Origin of the sequence: Nonomuraea sp. WAC 01424, assembly GCF_003947315.1 — a bacterium.
Taxonomy (GTDB): domain Bacteria; phylum Actinomycetota; class Actinomycetes; order Streptosporangiales; family Streptosporangiaceae; genus Nonomuraea; species Nonomuraea spiralis.
Genome location: NZ_QHHZ01000001.1, coordinates 859,240 through 875,745, shown reverse-complemented (window position 1 = coordinate 875,745; position 16,506 = coordinate 859,240). Strand labels below are relative to the sequence as shown.

Sequence of the window (16,506 nt, the reverse complement as noted above, 5' to 3'; positions counted from 1 at the left end):
CCCTTGGTTGACGGTCGACGCTGGGGACTGGTCGGCCCCGCGTTTCCGCCAGGCGCGTCTGACTGAGCGCCTGAGAGGGGGATGTCAGGCCGTTTCATGCTTAATCCAGATCTGCCGTATGTCTGTGCCGCCGAGACCGCCGGGCCAGAATGGCCCGCATGCCTACGATGCCCGAAGATCACGTTGAGACCGCGAACCCCTCCGCACTCAACGCCTATGACATGATCGCCGAGGGGTACACGGCCGAGAACGAGACGAGCCTCGCGAACGCGTACTACGAGCGGCCCGCGATGCTGGAGCTGGCCGGGGACGTGACCGGAAGGCGGATTCTCGACGCCGGCTGCGGCTCGGGGCCGCTGTTCGCCGCGCTGCGCGATCGAGGCGCCATCGTCACCGGCATCGACGCGAGCGCCGGGATGCTGGAGCAGGCCCGACGCCGGCTGGGCGCCGACGCGGAGCTGCTGGTCGCCGACCTGGCCGGCCCGCTGCCCTTCCCCGACGAGGCGTTCGACGACGTCACCGCGTCCCTGGTGCTGCACTACCTGGAGGACTGGGGGCCGACACTGGCCGAGCTGCGACGCGTGCTGAAGCCTGGCGGCCGACTCCTCGTCTCGGTCGACCATCCCTTCTCCGGCGTCCTCTTTCAGCACATGGCCGGGGAAAAGCCCAACTACTTCGAGACCCGCAGCCGGACCGAAGAATGGACCATGGGTGGGCAGACCGCCCAGTTGAAGTTCTGGAACCGGCCGCTGCACGCGATGACCGACGCCTTCACCGTGGCGGGCTTTCGCATCAGCGTCATCAGCGAACCGCCGTTCGTGCCGGAGGCCCGGGAACTGTTCTCCGAGGAGCTCCGCGGGATCGAGCCCACCCGTACGAGGTTCCTGTGCTTCTTGTTCTTCGTTCTCGAAGCCGGCCAGGCGGGCCGATCTGATCCGCCAAGATCGAATTAGTGGGGTTTCAGCGCCTATCGCCCGGGTTAGATCAAGTCCAGGAGGTGGGTCGGCAGCTTGAGAAGGCGGCGCAGGTCAGCGACCTCCAGCGGCGGCGTCGACGGCCCCGGCCGATGCCCGGTGACAGGCATTTCCAGGAGCCGCATGATCGCCCGTCCGACGAAATCCTCCGCGGCTCGCGTTTGGTCTAGACCACTGAGCGCCCCTCCGGGCACAATGCGAGCTGTCACCGAGCAATGGTTCGTGAACCCCATCGGGAGGAACCCGCCATGCGTATAGGAGTGCTCACCGGAGGCGGAGACTGTCCGGGTCTCAACGCCGTCATCAGGGCCGTGGTGCGTAAGGGGGTGAGCACGTACGGCCATGAGTTCGTGGGGTTCCGCGACGGGTGGCGCGGTCCCCTGGAGGGCGACACCATGCCGCTGGACATCCGGGCCGTACGGGGCATCCTGCCGCGGGGGGGCACCATACTCGGTTCCTCCCGTACCAACCCGATCAAGATCGAGGGCGGCGTCGACCGCATCAAGGAGAACCTCGCCACCACCGGCGTCGACGCGCTGATCGCCATCGGCGGCGAGGACACGCTCGGCGTCGCCAAGCAGCTCTACGACCGCGGCGTCAAGGTCGTGGGCGTGCCGAAGACCATCGACAACGACCTGTCCGGCACCGACTACACCTTCGGCTTCGACACCGCGGTCAACATCGCGATGGAGGCCATCGACCGGCTGCACACCACCGCCGAGTCCCACCACCGCGCGCTGATCTGCGAGGTCATGGGCCGCCACGCGGGCTGGATCGCGCTGCACGCGGGCATGGCGGGCGGCGCGAACGTGATCCTCATCCCCGAGAAGCCCTTCGACATCGACCGGGTCTGCGAGTACGTCGAGTCCCGCTTCCGCACCCGCTACTCGCCGATCATCGTCGTGGCCGAGGGCGCCCACCCCGTCGAGGGCCAGATGGAGCTGCAGACCGGCACCCTCGACGCGTTCGGGCACGTACGGCTCGGCGGCATCGGCGAGATGCTGGCCAAGGAGATCGAGAAGCGCACCGGCAAGGAGGCCCGTACGACCGTGCTCGGCCACATCCAGCGCGGCGGCACCCCGACGGCCTACGACCGGGTGCTGGCCACCAGGTTCGGGCTCCAGGCGATCGACGCCGCGCACGAGGGCGACTTCGGCACGATGGTCGCGCTGCGCGGCACCGACATCGTACGGGTCGGCCTCGACGAGGCGACGGCCGAGCTGAAGACCGTGCCGGCGTCCAGGTATTCGGAGGCCGAGGTGTTCTTCGGCTGAGGTGTCTTTCGGCTGGCTGAAAGCGGCTTGCAAGCGCCCGGCCGTACTTTCTGGGCAGCGGGGTTACCGCTACGAAACCCCCCTCAGGGTACGGCTTGCGGCGCAGCGAGTCGGCGGCCCACTTGGTGCCGCAAGCCGTACCTAGGACATAGATCAACCGCGGGGCGTGCCGAAGAGATCCACCTCCGGCGCGCCCCCGTCGCGTGCGGCCAGACGGGCCCGGAACTCGGCCTCGTGGCGCAACTCCTTCTCCGACGGCGACAGGATGAAGGTGAGCAGCAGGCCCACGGTGATCACGCTGATCCCGACGATCAGCGGCAGCAGGAAGTCGATGGCCTTGGCGCCCGGCACCTGGACCATGCCGGCGTTCAGCTCGACGGACATCGCGTACATGCCGGTGTAGTACATGCCCGAGACGGCCACGCCCATGACCAGCGCCGCGCCGCCGATCCTGAGCACGCCCTCGACCCGCAGCGCGAACCACAGCGCCACCGTCGCGGCGGCCACGGCGATCAGCACGGAGAGCGTCACCATGGCGGCGTCGTAGCGGACGTGGCCCGACAGGTTCATGGCGGCCATGCCCAGGTAGTGCATGCCCGCGATGCCGAGTCCGGTGAGCACGCCGCCGCCCAGCAGGCGGCTCCCGCGCCGCGCGCCGCCGTACGCGGCCAGGAACAGTCCCATCCCGACGACCGCGACGGCGACGACCGCCGAGGCGGCGGTGAGCGGGACGTCGTACCGGATCACCGAGCCGCGCACCGAGAAGCCGAGCATGCCGATGAAGTGCATCGTCCAGATGCCCGTGCCGCCGATCGCGAAGGCCGCTCCCACCAGCCAGAACCGGCTCTCGCCGCCGTCGGTCAGCCGGGCGCGGTCGGTCAGCAGCAGCCCCAGCATCGAGCCGACGCCGGACATGGCGTACGCGAGGACAGGGGTCAGGAGCCCCAAGGAGAAGTGGTCGATCGGCGACATGTCACCATCCATCCCTCGCTCACTGATAGGGAGTATGGGCAAAGCCTCTGACGGGCCGCAACAGCCGCGTCCACGGCTGCAGGAACCTGCAGCGCCGCCTATCTCCGGGGCGCCCGCATCATCTGCTGCTGCTGCTGCCGGGCACGCGCGGCGGCCGGCGGCGCGGGGTAGGCCAAGGGCTGCTGCTGGGCGGTGCGCCGGCGCAGCTCCAGGCGGGCGACCAGCTCGGCGTCCTCGTGCAACTCCTCCGCCGAGGGCGCGAGGATCACCATGAGCAACATGGTCAGCGTGATCAGGCTGATCACGGTCATCAGGGGGACGAGGAAGTCGAGGGCGTCGGCGCCGGTGACCATGCCGGGCTCGGCGTCGACGGTGACGTGCATGGAGTACATGCCGGTGTAGTGCATGCCCGAGACGGCCACGCCCATGACCATCGCGGCGCCGGTGATCCAGACCGGCTTCCTGACCCGCAGCGTGAACCAGAGCGCGACGGTCGCGGCCACGACGGCGATGCCCACGGAGGCGGCCACGATCGTGCGCTCGTAGGAGACGTGGGCGCTCATGTTCATGGCGTACATGCCGAGGTAGTGCATGCTGGCCACGCCGAGCCTGGTGAGCAGGCCGCCGCCGAGCAGCGCCAGGGCCCGGCCGCGGCCGTAGGAGACCAGGAACAGGCCGGTGCCGACCACCACGATGGCCACGGCGGCCGAGGCGATGGTGAGCGGCACGTCGTACTTGATCTGCGTGCCCTCCACCTCGAAGCCCATCATCGCGACGAAGTGCATGACCCAGATGCCGGTGCCGCCGATGGAGATCGCCGCGCCGATCAGCCAGCGCATCCGCGCACCGCCGCGGCTCGCGTGGGCCTGAGCTGTGAGCCGCAGTCCGAGCATCGAACCCAGGCACGACATCAGGTACGCGAGCACCGGGGTGAGCGGTCCGTGGGTGAAATGATTAACAGCGGTCATATATCGACATTCCTTGTGATTAGGGGTTCACGGATTGTGGCATCCGCCCTGTCCCTTTCGCATGGATACCGCAACTATCTGTCAACCGCGATGTCGGAAAACATGAAAAGGACTCATGGGTATCGAGGGCCCGTTCTGGCGCGCGATCGCGGTCTTCCGCGTCGCGTCGCTCGTGTACGCCGCCGTGCTGATGGCCCAGTACCGGGGCTACGAGGAGCCGGTCATCGGCTGGCTGGTGATCGCCGTGATGGCGTTGTGGACGGCCGGGGCCACGTACGCGTACGCGGCCGAGGGGCTGCGCCGGTGGCCGCTGCTGACGATCGACCTGCTGGTGGCCCTGGCCTGCCTGCTGGCCTCGCCGTACGTGGAGGGCGTCCGGCAGGGCGCGGCCGGCACCATGCCGGTGCCCGCCACCTGGGTGGCCGCGCCGGTCCTGGCCTGGGCCGTCCACGGCGGCCGGCGCGCGGGCGCGGTGGCCGCGGGCGTGGTCGCCGCCGCGGACCTGTGGTTGCGCGCGCGTTCCCCGGACGCGCCCGTGATGCTCAACGGAGCCGTCCTGCTGTTCCTGGCGGGCGTGGTGGTCGGGCACGTGGCCCGGCTGGCCAAGGAGGCCGAGGAACGTATGCAGCGCGCGGCCGAGATGGAGGCCGCCCAGCGCGAACGCGACCGGCTGGCCCGCGACATCCACGACTCGGTGCTCCAGGTGCTCGCCCTGGTCCAGCGGCGCGGCCGGCAGATCGGCGGCGAGGCGGCCGAGCTGGGCCGCCTGGCCGGTGAGCAGGAGGCCGCCCTGCGCGAGCTGATCGCCTCCCGGCCCGCCCCGACCGGCTCCACGGACCTGCGCTCCCTGCTCATGCGGCACGGCTCGCCGCTGGTGACGGTCTCCACCCCGGCCACGCCGCTCGTCCTGCCCACGCCGGCCGCCGAGGGCGCCGCGGCCGCCGTCCGGGCCGCCCTGGACAACGTACGGGAGCACTGCGGCGCGGACGCGCGGGCCTGGGTGTTCGCCGAGTCGTGCGACGACGTCGTCATGGTGACCGTACGGGACGAGGGGCCCGGCATCCCCGAGGGCCGCCTGGAACGGGCCGCCGCCGAGGGCCGGCTCGGCGTCGCCCAGTCCATCCGCGGGCGCGTCGCCGACCTGGGCGGAACGGTCACCGTCACCTCCGCGCCGTCCGGGACGGAGATCGAGATCAGCCTCCCATGCGAATAGGGCGGATCAGGGACGCGAACGAGGGGCGGGTGGGCGCGGATAGGGACGCGGACCGGGGGCCGGTGGGCGCGGTTAGAGTGGCGTCATGGTGCGGGTCATGGTCGTGGACGACCACCCCATGTGGCGCGACGGCGTGGCCAGGGATCTGTCCGAGGCCGGCTACGAGGTCGTGGCGGTGGTGGGGGAGGGGCGGCAGGCGATCCGCGCGGCCGCGGCCGTACGCCCCCAGGTCGTGGTGCTGGATCTCCACCTGCCCGACATGTCCGGCGCGGAGGTCGCCGCGGGGCTGGCCGGAGCCGAGCCCGCGCCGAAGGTCCTGGTGTTGTCGGCCAGCGCCGAGCAGGACGACGTGCTGGAGGCGGTCAAGGCCGGCGCGTGCGGATATCTGGTGAAGTCGGCGAGCAGGGAGGAGTTCCTCGACGCCGTCCGGCGCACCGCCGACGGCGACGCGGTCTTCACGCCGGGCCTGGCCGGGCTCGTCCTGGGGGAGTACCGGCGGCTGGCCGCACGCCCGGCGGCGGCGGCCGACGGCGGCCCCCGGCTGACCGAGCGCGAGACGGAGGTGCTCAGGCTGGTCGCCAAGGGCCTGACCTACCGCCAGGTCGCCGACCGCCTGGTGCTCTCGCACCGCACGGTCCAGAACCACGTGCAGAACACTCTGAGCAAGCTCCAGCTGCACAACCGGGTGGAACTGGTCCGATATGCGATCGAGCAGGGCCTCGACGCGGACTAAACTCGATGGGTCGCGGCGTTGCCTTCCTACGGCCGCGCTTTCCCCGTCTTCCCGGAGGTTCCACCATGACGATGTCCGCCCTGGGCGAGCCATGCGTTCTGCTCAAGCTGGGCGAGATCGTTCTCAAGGGCAAGAACCGCGAGCTGTTCGAACGCCGCCTGATCGACAACATCCGCTTCGCGCTCAAGGATCTCGACCTCAAGACGGACGTACGCCGCCGCCACGGCGTCATCGCGATCTTCCTGCCCCAGGGGTCGGGTGTCGAGCGGGCCGACGCCGTGGCTCAGCGGGTCGCCGACGTGCCCGGCCTGGTGTGGATTCACCGCGCCTGGCAGGTGGCCAAAGACCCGGACACCGTGGTCAAGGCCGGTCTCGAACTGATCCGCGACAGTGAGGAGGTCCGGCGCGGCGCGCGCTTCGCGGTGCGCTCCCGCCGCCGCGACAAACGTTTCCCGCTGCGTTCCAACGAGCTCGACCGGCTTGTCGGCGGCGCGATCAACGACGAGTACAACCTGCCCGTCGACCTGAAGAACCCCGAGCTGACCGTCTTCATCGAGGTCGACAGGGACGAGGTGTTCATCTTCACCGGCGGCATCCCCGGCCAGGGCGGCCTGCCGGTCGGCAGCAGCGGCCGGGCGCTGGTGCTCATGTCGGGCGGCATCGACTCGCCGGTGGCGGCCTACCGGATGATGAAGCGCGGCCTGCACGTCGACTTCCTGCACTTCTCCGGCATCCCGTTCACCACCTCCGAGTCGATCTACAAGGCGTACGCGCTGGTCAGGAAGCTCGACCGGTTCCAGGGGCGGTCGCGCCTGTGGGTGGTGCCGTTCGGCAAGGCGCAGCAGTCGATCCGCACCTCCGGCCAGGACCGCCTGGCCGTGATCGCCCAGCGGCGGCTCATGCTGAAGACGGCCGAAGAGGTCGCCCACCGCATCCGCGCCGGCGCGCTGATCACCGGCGACGCGCTCGGCCAGGTCTCCTCCCAGACCCTCGCCAACATCACCGCCCAGGACAATGCGGTCGAGCTGCCGATCCTGCGCCCGCTGGTGGGCTGGGACAAGACCGAGATCATGGCCGAGGCCCGGCGCATCGGCACGCTGGAGATCTCGGAGCTGCCCGACGAGGACTGCTGCTCCCTGCTGGCTCCCAAGCGTGCCGAGACCCGGGCCAAGATCGAGGACCTCAAGCAGATCGAGAAGCGGCTCGACGCCGAGGAGCTGTGCGTCCAGCTCGCCGACTCGATCCAGGAGTACAAGCTGTAGCTCAGGCCGCGTCGACCCTGAACGGGTCGTGCTCGGCCAGCAGCTTGTCCAGCCTGGCCTGGTCCACGCGGTTGGTCACCTCCGACAACTCCTGCCGGTCGCGTACGACCTTGCACAGGTTGACCGTGGAGGTGACCACGTACAGCAGGCCGAGTGCGAGGAACGCCCTGATCCAGCCGGAGGCCGGCAGGTAGATCAGGGCGATCACCACGGACGACACGGAGACGGCGAACGACAGGATCGCCTGGACGTAGAACGCGGTGGTCTGCGTGGGGCGGATGGGCTTGCTCATGGGCCAATCGTGACTCCGCAGGCCAGGCCGCCGCATGGGGTGCCGTACTCAAGTTACTCCTGAGTACGCAAGGCCCCGCCCCAGCCCCGGGCGCGGGGCGTGGGCGGGCCGATGGCAGGATGGCCCAAGACGCGAGATCGGTGAGGGGAGTGATCGTGGAGGAGTCGCGCCTGCCTCCAGGCCAGTACGTCCCGCGCGGCCGACCCGTGATCCACTACGGCAGGGTGCCCTCGTTCAAGCCGGAGAGCTGGGACTTCCGCGTCTTCGGCGCCACGGCCTCCGGCGAGGAGCACTGCCTGACCTGGACGGACTTCGAGCTGCTGCCCAGAGTCACGCGCCTGGCCGACTTCCACTGCGTCACCAAGTTCTCCCTCATGGCCAACGAATGGCGGGGCGTCACCCCGGCCACGATCATGGAGCTGGCGCCGCCCGACCCCGGTGTGCGCCACGTCATGATCTGGGCCGAGTACGGCTACAGCGCCAACCTCCGCATGTCCGACTTCGCCGCCCCCGACACCCTGTTCGCCACCGAACTGGACGAGAAGCCGCTCAGCGCCGACCGCGGCTACCCGCTGCGCATCGTGGTCCCCCACCTGTACGCCTGGAAGAGCGTCAAATGGGTGCGCGGCATCGAATACCTCCTGGAGGACCGGCGCGGTTTCTGGGAGGAGCGCGGCTACCACAACCTGGCCGATCCCTGGCGCGAACAGCGTTACTCCTACCAGGAGGAACCCGGCGAGGGCCCGCCGTAGACTTCACTCAGGGTTTTCACCCGAACACGGTGGGTTATTGGCTACGGTTTCCCGCATGCAGACCACCGCTTGCGTGGCGCTCTCCCTTCTGCTTTTCGCCCTCGGCTACGCCTGCGCCAGGACGCGCCGCCATGCGCTCCCCGAAGGCGACAGGAAGGACAAAGCGGCCTTCACCGCGTTGCACGTCGCGGCGATGGCCGCCCCCGCCCTGAGAGCCGGGCTCGACCGCGAGTCGGCGCGCAAGGCCGTACGCCATCTGCGCACGCTGCTCGGCACCCGCGCCGTCGCGATCACCTCCACCGACGCCGCGCTGGCCTGGGACGGCCCCTGCACCGACGACGTGCTCACCTACGCCCGCACGACGCTGGCCGCCGGGCGCGCGCAGGTGTTCGCCGGGGAGCCGTACGGGGCCGTCGTCGTGCCGCTGACCGTCGACGGCACGGTCGTGGGCACGCTGGCCGCCTTCGACGAGGAAGTCAGCGCGACGCTCGTGCGTACGGTGACCGAGCTGGGCCGCTGGGTGTCGGGGCAGCTGGAGCTCGCCGCCCTGGCCGCCTCCCGCCGCCGGGCGCTTGAGGCCGAGATGCGCGCGCTGCGCGCCCAGATCTCGCCCCACTTCGTCTACAACGCCCTGACCACGATCGCCTCGTTCGTCCGTACGAACCCCAAACGGGCCCGCGACCTGCTGCTCGACTTCGCCGACTTCTCCCGCTACGCCCTGCGCAGGGCCCACGACTTCACCACCCTGGCCGACGAGCTGACCTGCGTCGACCGGTACCTGCTGCTGGAACGGGCCCGCTTCGGCGACAAACTGCGCTTCAGCATGCAGGTCGCGCCCGAGGTGCTGCCGGTGCCGGTGCCGTTCCTGTGCCTGCAACCCCTCGTGGAGAACGCGATCAAGCACGGCATGCGCGGCCGGCGCGGCGGCGGCGAGGTACGGGTCGTGATCCGCGACGCCGGCCCCGAGGCCCACATCACCGTCGAGGACGACGGCACCGGCATGGACCCCGAGTGCGCCAGGCGCATGCTCGACGGTGAGCCGGCCCGCGAGGGCGGCGGCATCGGCCTGGCCAACGTGGACCTGCGCATGCGCCAGATCTACGGCGACGGCTACGGCCTGGTCGTGGAGACCGCGCTCGGCGAGGGCACCAAGGTGCGGCTGCGCGTACCGAAGACACAAATTAGCGCATTGTAGTCGTTTCTTTACGCAGGGCTGGCGTGTCGCTTGTGACCTTTGCTTTCATAGGCCAGCGTGGAGGCCATGCTGAGGGTCCTGGCGGTCGACGACGAAGTGCCCGCTCTTGAGGAGCTGGCCTATCTGTTGCGCCAGGACTCGAGAATCGAACACGTCGCGACCGCGGCCGACGGCGTCACCGCGCTGCAGGACATGGTCCAGATGATCGGCGGCGGCGAGCGGCTCGACGGGATCTTCCTCGACATCAGGATGCCGGGCCTGGGCGGGCTCGACCTCGCCCGGCTGGTCGGCGGCTTCCCCAGTCCGCCGAAGCTGGTGTTCGTCACGGCGCACGAGGAGTGCGCGGTGCAGGCGTTCGAGCTGGAGGCCGTCGACTACCTGCTCAAGCCGGTCCGGGCCGAGCGCCTGTCGGAGGCGGTCAGGAGGCTGGAGGCGGCCTCGGCGCCGCCCGCCGAACCGGCCCAGGACGACGTGATCCCGGTAGAGCTGGGCGGGCGCACCAGGTTCGTGCCGCAGCAGGCCGTCTGGTTCGCCGAGGCCAAGGGCGACTACGTACGCCTGCACACCGTCGACGGCAGCTACCTCGTGCGCATGTCGCTGGCCGCGCTCGAACGCCGCTGGTCGGAGGCCGGGTTCATCCGCGTCCACCGCAGCACGCTGGTCTCGGCGCGGCACGTCAGCGAGCTGCGCTTCGAGGGCGGCCGGGTGACGCTCACCGTCGGCACCGAGACCCTCCAGGTCAGCCGCCGGCACAGCCGCCAGGTCCGCGAGCAACTCGTCCGCCAGCACCGCGGCGTCTTCTCCTGACCTCACCCGCCCGTCCCCGACCAACGGCCCCCTGACGGCCCTGTACGGCCCCCTGCGCCCCCAGGACGCGGGGGCTGGTGCGTTCGGGCGGGCGTGAAGCTGGGCGTGCCGACGTCGTGCCCGGCGGGGCGCCGGGTCTGGTAGCGGTGTCGCTATGGTAAAGATTTCCCAGGTCACGCGGGTACGGACCCGCCATGGGCCGGGCGGACGACGGCCGGCAGGCAGCCGCCGGGCCCCGGGAGGACCCACGAAGCTACCGCTCGTCGCTCACGGAAGACCGCTCGCCGGATGACCGCTCTCCGTATGGCGATGACTACAGACCGTTCGACGCGCTGACCGTAAACAGGGTTTCGCGCACAAGATCGCGACCGTAGTGTTTCCGCATCAGAAGCCACCCGGCGCATCGGGGGGGACGGGCCGCAAGGCCCAAGTAAGGGCCTGATGCGCCGGCTTCACCGGTGACCGCGCAGGTCACCTCGGCTGTCGGGCCCTTGACCGGGGGGTGGGGCCCGCCTGCCGATCAGGTGAGGGGGCGCCTGCGGAGGCCACGGACCCCGGCCCCGCGATCCGGCCTTCGGGGGCGGCCGGATCGCGAGAGCAGGCGCCCCTATCACGATTGACGACCGGGCTTGCTCTTCATCCCCGTTACGGGGGAAAAGCCGGGTCAGTCCTCGTCGCGGAGCTTCTTCAGCAGCTCGATGTCCTCGCGGTGCTTGTCGGCCTTGCCTGGCGTCTCGATGCAGATCGGCACACCCGCCACCGCCGGATGACGCATGAGCTCGGCGAACGGCCGGGCGCCGATGTGGCCCGCGCCGATGTTCTCGTGGCGGTCCTTCTTGGCCCCGCACACGTCTTTGGAGTCGTTGGCGTGGATGAGCTTGAGCCGGCCGGGCGCGATGGCGTGGAGCGCGTCGAACGTCTCCCGCACCCCGCCCTCGGCGGCCAGGTCGTGACCGGCGGCGAAGGCGTGGCAGGTGTCGAGGCAGACGCAGGCCCGCGGGTGCCAGTCGAGCGCGGCGAGATAGGGCTCCAGATCCTGGACGGTCGCGCAGAGCATCGCACCCTGGCCCGCCATCGGCTCCAGCAGCAGGTCGGGGCCGCCGTCGGGGATCTCCTCCAGCAGCGGCAGCAGCGTCTCGCGCACCTGCCGCAGCGCGTCGTCGCGCGACTGGGTGACGGCCGAGCCGGTGTGGACCACGACCCCCTTGGCGCCGGTCTCGACGCCGCGCCGCAGCGTGTGGCGGACGACCGCGATGGAGTTGGCCAGCGTCTCGGGGCTGGGTGAGCCGAAGTTGACCAGGTAGGGCACGTGGATGAAGGCGTCGACGCCGGACTCGGCCAGCTTGGCGTCCTCGGCGGGCTTGCCGTCGTTGAGCGCCCAGCCGCGCGGGTTGGTGACGAACACCTGGACCATCTCGGCGCCGATCTCGGCCATGTACTTCAGACCGCCGGTCGCCAGGCCGCCGGTGACGGACACGTGTCCGCCGATCAGGGATGTGGGGCTCATGATGGCTCCCAGTGTAGGCGCAGCTCAGGGCGGCCCGGCCGGGGCGTGGTTGGAGCATGACACGAAAAGTCCTGGCCATCCCGTTGCGTACTTGGGAGTTCTCACGGATGGACCGGGGAGCAGGCCCCTGTGTGTACTGCTGACATGCCCAACTCGTTGGCCGGGTTCAACCGGCGGCCGCGGGCGGAGGCGGAGGCGGAGCTGCTGGCCTGCTGCGCCTCCCGCGCCTTCGCCGCGGCCGTGGCCGTCCGCAGGCCGTACACCGGCCGCGAACGGCTGGCCGAGACCGCCGAGGCGGCCGTGCGCGCGCTGGAGTGGCCCGACGTGCTGGAGGCGCTGGCCGCCCACCCGAGGATCGGGGAACGCGCGCCCGGGGACGCCAGGGAGTCGCGCTGGTCCCGCCAGGAACAGGCGGGCGCGGGTGAGGGCGGTGCCGGGCTGCGGGAGGCGCTGGCCGACGGGAACCGCGCCTACGAGGAGCGGTTCGGGCATGTCTACCTGGTGTGCGCCACCGGGCTGAGCGGGGCCGAGCTGCTGGCCCGGCTGCGCGCGCGCCTGGGCAACGACGAGGAGACCGAACGCGGCGTCGTCCGCGACGAACTGGCGAAGATCACCCGGCTCCGGCTGGGGAAGCTCATGGAGGAGGAGGGGAGATGAGCTTCTCGACGCACGTCCTGGACGCGGTCACCGGCAGGCCGGCCGCCGGCGTCGGCGTACGGCTGGAGCACGGGGGCCGCGTGCTCGCGCGGGGCAGCACCGACGACGACGGCCGGATCGGGGGCTGGGAGACCGGGGAAGGCGTGCACCGCGTGGTCTTCGACACCGGCGCCTACCTGGCCGACACCTTCTACCCCGAGGTCGTCATCGCCTTCACCGTGTCCGACCCGGAGGCGCACCACCACGTGCCGCTGCTGCTCAGCCCGTACGCGTACTCCACCTACCGAGGGAGCTAGATGACCGTCAAGCTCGGCCCCAACCGCTACGGCAAGGCGGAGACCCGGCTCGTCCGCGTGGTACGCGACGGAACGACCCACCACATCAAGGACATCAACGTCAGCTCCTCCCTGTCGGGCGACATGGAAGAGGCGCACCGGACCGGCAGCAACGCCGCGGTCCTGCCCACCGACACGCAGAAGAACATCGTCTACGCCTTCGCCAGGAAACACGGCGTCGAGGAGATCGAGGACTTCGCCCTCTTACTGGCCCGCCATTACGTCTCCGCGTACCCGTCCATCCACCACGCGCGGGTGGAGATCGAGGAGTACGCCTGGAACCGCATCCCGGGCGGGTCGCGGCACTCGTTCGTACGCGACGGGGGCGAGGTGCGCACCTGCGTCGTGCACCACGACGGGGACGGCCGCACCACCGTGGTGTCGGGGCTGACGGACCTGGTCGTGCTGAACTCGACCGGCTCGGAGTTCCACGGCTACATCGTGGACGAGTACACCACCCTCCAGCCGACGACCGACCGCATCCTGGCGACCGCGGTCACGGCCCGGTGGCGGCACGCCGGGGACGGGGAACGCCCGCCGTACGCGCGGGTGCGCGCATGCCTGCTGGACGCCTTCGCCCAGACGCACAGCCTGTCGTTGCAGCAGACGCTGTACACCATGGGCGAGCGCGTGCTGACGACCTGGCCGCAGGTCTGCGAGGTCAGGTTCGCGCTGCCGAACAAGCACCACTTCCTGGTCGACCTGTCGCCGTTCGGCCTGGACAACGAGAACGAGGTCTTCTACGCCGCCGACCGCCCGTACGGGCTGATCGAGGGCAGTGTGCTGCGTGAGGACGCCCCCGACGCGGGATTCGCCTGGGAGTGAGGACGATGGACTTCTTGCGGCCCACCACGTGGGCTGAGGCGCTGGCCGCCAAGGCGGACCGGCCCGGTGCCCTGCCCGTCCAGGGCGGGACCGACGTGATGGTCGAGATCAACTTCGACGTGCGCAGGCCGGAGGCGCTGCTCGACCTCAACCAGGTGGCCGAGCTGCGCGAATGGGACATGACCGACGGGGGCTGCCGGATCGGGGCCGGGGTGACGTACACGACGGTGGTGAACGAGCTGGGCGGCGTGCTGCCGGGGCTCGCGCAGGCCGCGCGTACGGTCGGCTCGCCGCAGATCCGCAACCGCGGCACGGTCGCCGGGAACCTCGGCGCGGCCTCGCCCGCGGGCGACAGCCACCCGCCGCTGCTGGCGGCGGGTGCGGTCGTCGAGGTCGAGTCGCGCGACCGGGGCACCCGGCTGATCCCCGCGGGCGAGTTCTACCTCGGGGTCAAGCGCAACGCGCTGGAGCCGGACGAGCTGATCAGGGCCGTACGCGTCGATCCGGCCCCCGGCCCCCAGTACTTCTCCAAGGTCGGCACGCGCAACGCCATGGTGATCGCGGTGTGCTCGTTCGCGGTCGCCCTGCACCCGGGCGAGCGGCGGGTCGGCACCGGGATCGGCTCCGCCGCGCCCACACCGCCCCCCCCCCCCGAGGCGGAGGACCTGCTGGCCAGGGAGCTGGACTGGACCGCGCCGCTCGACCCCGCGCTGCTGGCCCGCTTCGGCGAGCTGTGCGCGGCCGCCGCCGCGCCGATCGACGACGTGCGCGGCACCGCCGAATACCGGCTGCACGCCGTCGGCGTGATGGCCCGGCGCACACTCACCTGGGCCTGGAACGACCACCTCACGAGGAGGGCGGCCTGATGCGCCTCACCTTCACCGTCAACGACCGCGACGAGACCGTGGACGACGTCTGGGAGGGCGAGAGCCTGCTGTACGTCCTGCGCGAGCGCGTCGGGCTCCCCGGCTCCAAGAACGCCTGCGAGCAGGGCGAATGCGGCTCGTGCACGGTCTACCTGGACGGCCTGCCGGTCTGCCCGTGCCTGGTCGCCGCCGGGCAGGCCGAGGGGCGGCGGGTGCGTACCGTCGAGGGGCTGGCCGACGGCGACCGGCTCGACCCGGTGCAGGAGGCGTTCGCCGAGTGCGGGGCCGTGCAGTGCGGCTTCTGCACCCCGGGCCTGCTCGTCCAGGCCCACGACCTGATCGACCGCGTGCCCCGGCCCTCCGACGCCGAGATCCGCGAGGCGCTGGCGGGCAACCTGTGCCGCTGCACCGGCTACGAGAAGATCCTCGACGCCGTACGGCTGGCCGCGGCCCGGAAGGCGGCCCGATGACCCCGCCGATGACACTGTTGATCGAGAACGTGCACATCGTGCCCGTCGCCGGGCCCGAGATCCCCTCCGGCCACATCGTCGTCGAGGGCGACCGCATCGCCGCGCTCGGCCCCGGCCCCGCGCCGCTGACCCCTGGCGCCCGGCGCGTGGACGGCTCCGGCTGCCTGGCCACCCCCGGCCTGGTCAACACCCACCACCACCTCTACCAGTGGGCCTCGCAGGGGCTGGCCCAGGACGCCACCCTGTTCGAGTGGCTGGTGGCGCTCTACGACGTGTGGGCCGCCATGGACGCCGAGGTCGTCAGGGGCGCCGCCACGGCCGGGCTCGGCTGGCTGGCGCTGGCGGGCTGCACCACCTCCAGCGACCACCACTACGTCTTCCCCAAGGGCAGGGGAGACCTGTTCGCGGCCGGGATCGAGGCGGCGCGGGAGATCGGCGTACGCTTCCACCCGGCGCGCGGCTCGATGGACCGGGGCAGGTCGCACGGCGGGCTGCCGCCGGACGAGGTGGTCGAGGAGCTCGACGACGTCCTGGCCGCGACGGCCGAGGCGATCGACGCCCACCACGACCCCTCGCCGTCCTCGATGGTGCGGGTGGCGGTCGCGCCGTGCTCGTCGTTCTCGGCCAGCGCCCGGCTGATGACCGAGTCGGCCGCCCTGGCCAGGGCCAGGGGCGTACGCCTGCACACCCACCTGGCCGAGACCCTCGACGAGGACGAGCACTGCGTGGAGCAGTTCGGCATGCGTCCCGTCGACTACATGGACAAGCTGGGCTGGCTGGGCCCGGACGTGTGGCTCGCGCACGCCGTGCACCTCAGCGACGGCGACATCGTCAAGCTCGCCCGCACCGGCACGGGCTCGGCCCACTGCCCCTCCTCCAACGCCCGCCTGGGAGCCGGGATCGCCCGCGTGTCGGAGATGTTGCGCCAGGGCGCGAACGTCGGGCTCGGCGTGGACGGCAGCGCCTCCTCCGAGCTGACGTCGCTCGCCGGGGAGATGCGCCAGGCGCTGCTGTTCCAGCGGGCCAGGTACGGCCCCCGCGCGTTGTCGGCCCGCCAGGCGCTGGAGCTGGCCACCCTCGGCGGCGCGCGCAACCTGGGCCGCGAGGCCGAGCTCGGCTCGCTGGAGCCGGGCAAGCTGGCCGACGTCGTCCTGTGGCGGACCGGCGGGCCCTTCGCCGCCGCCGTGGCCGACCCGGTGTGCGCGCTGGTGTTCGGGCCGCCGCCGCCCGTGGCCCTCGTGCTGGTCGGCGGCCGTACGGTGGTCGAGGACGGCGAGCTGCGGACGACGCCCCACGACGCCGCCGGCCGGGCGGGCGCCGACGCGCACCGCAGGCTGACGCGGCTGGCGGCCGAGCACGGGTTCACGGCGGCCAGGGAGATCCATCACTAGGGTGGGAATGTCC

General features: G+C 71.2%; 18 protein-coding genes. 14 read left to right on the top strand and 4 right to left on the bottom strand.

Annotation, left to right across the window (positions count from 1 at the left end; all coding sequences use genetic code 11):
* Window positions 1–149: 149 nt before the first annotated feature.
* Window positions 150–953, top strand: a complete 804-nt coding sequence (locus DMB42_RS04140; RefSeq protein WP_125630681.1) for a methyltransferase domain-containing protein — start codon at window positions 150–152, stop codon at window positions 951–953.
* A gap of 269 nt (window positions 954–1,222) precedes the next feature.
* Window positions 1,223–2,248 (top strand): 6-phosphofructokinase, encoded by a 1,026-nt coding sequence (locus tag DMB42_RS04135; protein WP_125630679.1) that lies wholly within the window; start codon window positions 1,223–1,225, stop codon window positions 2,246–2,248.
* 153 nt (window positions 2,249–2,401) lie between these two features.
* On the opposite strand, the gene DMB42_RS04130 is transcribed toward DMB42_RS04135, so the two are convergent.
* Complete coding sequence (locus DMB42_RS04130; protein ID WP_125630677.1) at window positions 2,402–3,220, bottom strand: MHYT domain-containing protein; 819 nt, start codon at window positions 3,218–3,220, stop codon at window positions 2,402–2,404.
* A gap of 98 nt (window positions 3,221–3,318) precedes the next feature.
* The gene (locus DMB42_RS04125) at window positions 3,319–4,188 is read right to left on the bottom strand and encodes an MHYT domain-containing protein (RefSeq protein ID WP_125630675.1); all 870 of its coding nucleotides are present in this window, start codon (window positions 4,186–4,188) and stop codon (window positions 3,319–3,321) included.
* Between the two features lie 115 nt (window positions 4,189–4,303).
* Here DMB42_RS04125 and macS point away from each other — a divergent pair, with 115 nt between their 5' ends.
* The 3 genes from macS to thiI all read left to right on the top strand — a co-directional run bounded on the left by macS (window position 4,304) and on the right by thiI (window position 7,396).
* Window positions 4,304–5,401: a MacS family sensor histidine kinase gene (gene macS / locus DMB42_RS04120; RefSeq protein ID WP_125630673.1), complete on the top strand. Its 1,098-nt coding sequence runs from the start codon at window positions 4,304–4,306 to the stop codon at window positions 5,399–5,401.
* Window positions 5,402–5,486: 85 nt separating this feature from the next.
* Window positions 5,487–6,134, top strand: a complete 648-nt coding sequence (locus DMB42_RS04115) for a response regulator transcription factor (RefSeq protein WP_125630671.1) — start codon at window positions 5,487–5,489, stop codon at window positions 6,132–6,134.
* A gap of 65 nt (window positions 6,135–6,199) precedes the next feature.
* Window positions 6,200–7,396 carry a tRNA uracil 4-sulfurtransferase ThiI gene (thiI, locus tag DMB42_RS04110; protein ID WP_125630669.1) on the top strand — a complete coding sequence of 399 codons (1,197 nt, stop codon included), beginning with the start codon at window positions 6,200–6,202 and terminating at the stop codon, window positions 7,394–7,396.
* Between the two features lies 1 nt (window position 7,397).
* On the opposite strand, the gene DMB42_RS04105 is transcribed toward thiI, so the two are convergent.
* Window positions 7,398–7,688 carry a YiaA/YiaB family inner membrane protein gene (locus DMB42_RS04105; protein WP_125630667.1) on the bottom strand — a complete coding sequence of 97 codons (291 nt, stop codon included), beginning with the start codon at window positions 7,686–7,688 and terminating at the stop codon, window positions 7,398–7,400.
* Between the two features lie 155 nt (window positions 7,689–7,843).
* Here DMB42_RS04105 and DMB42_RS04100 point away from each other — a divergent pair, with 155 nt between their 5' ends.
* From DMB42_RS04100 to DMB42_RS04090, 3 genes are all read left to right on the top strand, one after another.
* Entirely contained in the window at window positions 7,844–8,440 is a 597-nt protein-coding gene (locus DMB42_RS04100) for a molybdopterin-dependent oxidoreductase (protein WP_260477462.1), read from the top strand.
* 55 nt (window positions 8,441–8,495) lie between these two features.
* Window positions 8,496–9,635: a sensor histidine kinase gene (locus tag DMB42_RS04095; protein ID WP_125630663.1), complete on the top strand. Its 1,140-nt coding sequence runs from the start codon at window positions 8,496–8,498 to the stop codon at window positions 9,633–9,635.
* A 66-nt stretch (window positions 9,636–9,701) separates the two neighbouring features.
* Window positions 9,702–10,442 carry a LytTR family DNA-binding domain-containing protein gene (locus tag DMB42_RS04090; RefSeq protein WP_125630661.1) on the top strand — a complete coding sequence of 247 codons (741 nt, stop codon included), beginning with the start codon at window positions 9,702–9,704 and terminating at the stop codon, window positions 10,440–10,442.
* 664 nt (window positions 10,443–11,106) lie between these two features.
* Here DMB42_RS04090 and DMB42_RS04085 read toward each other — a convergent pair.
* Window positions 11,107–11,949: a deoxyribonuclease IV gene (locus DMB42_RS04085; RefSeq protein ID WP_125630659.1), complete on the bottom strand. Its 843-nt coding sequence runs from the start codon at window positions 11,947–11,949 to the stop codon at window positions 11,107–11,109.
* A gap of 144 nt (window positions 11,950–12,093) precedes the next feature.
* Between DMB42_RS04085 and uraD the strand changes: the two genes are divergently transcribed.
* From uraD to DMB42_RS04055, 6 genes are read left to right on the top strand one after another with little or no spacing between them, the layout of a single operon-like run.
* Window positions 12,094–12,606, top strand: a complete 513-nt coding sequence (gene uraD / locus DMB42_RS04080; protein ID WP_125630657.1) for a 2-oxo-4-hydroxy-4-carboxy-5-ureidoimidazoline decarboxylase — start codon at window positions 12,094–12,096, stop codon at window positions 12,604–12,606.
* Entirely contained in the window at window positions 12,603–12,902 is a 300-nt protein-coding gene (gene uraH / locus DMB42_RS04075; RefSeq protein ID WP_125630655.1) for a hydroxyisourate hydrolase, read from the top strand. The genes uraD and uraH overlap by 4 nt, the downstream gene beginning before the upstream one ends.
* Window positions 12,903–13,766 carry a factor-independent urate hydroxylase gene (pucL, locus tag DMB42_RS04070; protein ID WP_125630653.1) on the top strand — a complete coding sequence of 288 codons (864 nt, stop codon included), beginning with the start codon at window positions 12,903–12,905 and terminating at the stop codon, window positions 13,764–13,766.
* A 5-nt stretch (window positions 13,767–13,771) separates the two neighbouring features.
* Window positions 13,772–14,632, top strand: a complete 861-nt coding sequence (locus DMB42_RS04065; RefSeq protein WP_125630651.1) for a xanthine dehydrogenase family protein subunit M — start codon at window positions 13,772–13,774, stop codon at window positions 14,630–14,632.
* A complete protein-coding gene (locus tag DMB42_RS04060; RefSeq protein ID WP_125630649.1) occupies window positions 14,632–15,102 on the top strand; it encodes a (2Fe-2S)-binding protein in 471 nt (156 codons plus the stop codon). The genes DMB42_RS04065 and DMB42_RS04060 overlap by 1 nt, the downstream gene beginning before the upstream one ends.
* A gap of 8 nt (window positions 15,103–15,110) precedes the next feature.
* Entirely contained in the window at window positions 15,111–16,493 is a 1,383-nt protein-coding gene (locus tag DMB42_RS04055) for an 8-oxoguanine deaminase (protein WP_125630647.1), read from the top strand.
* Window positions 16,494–16,506 lie beyond the last annotated feature (13 nt).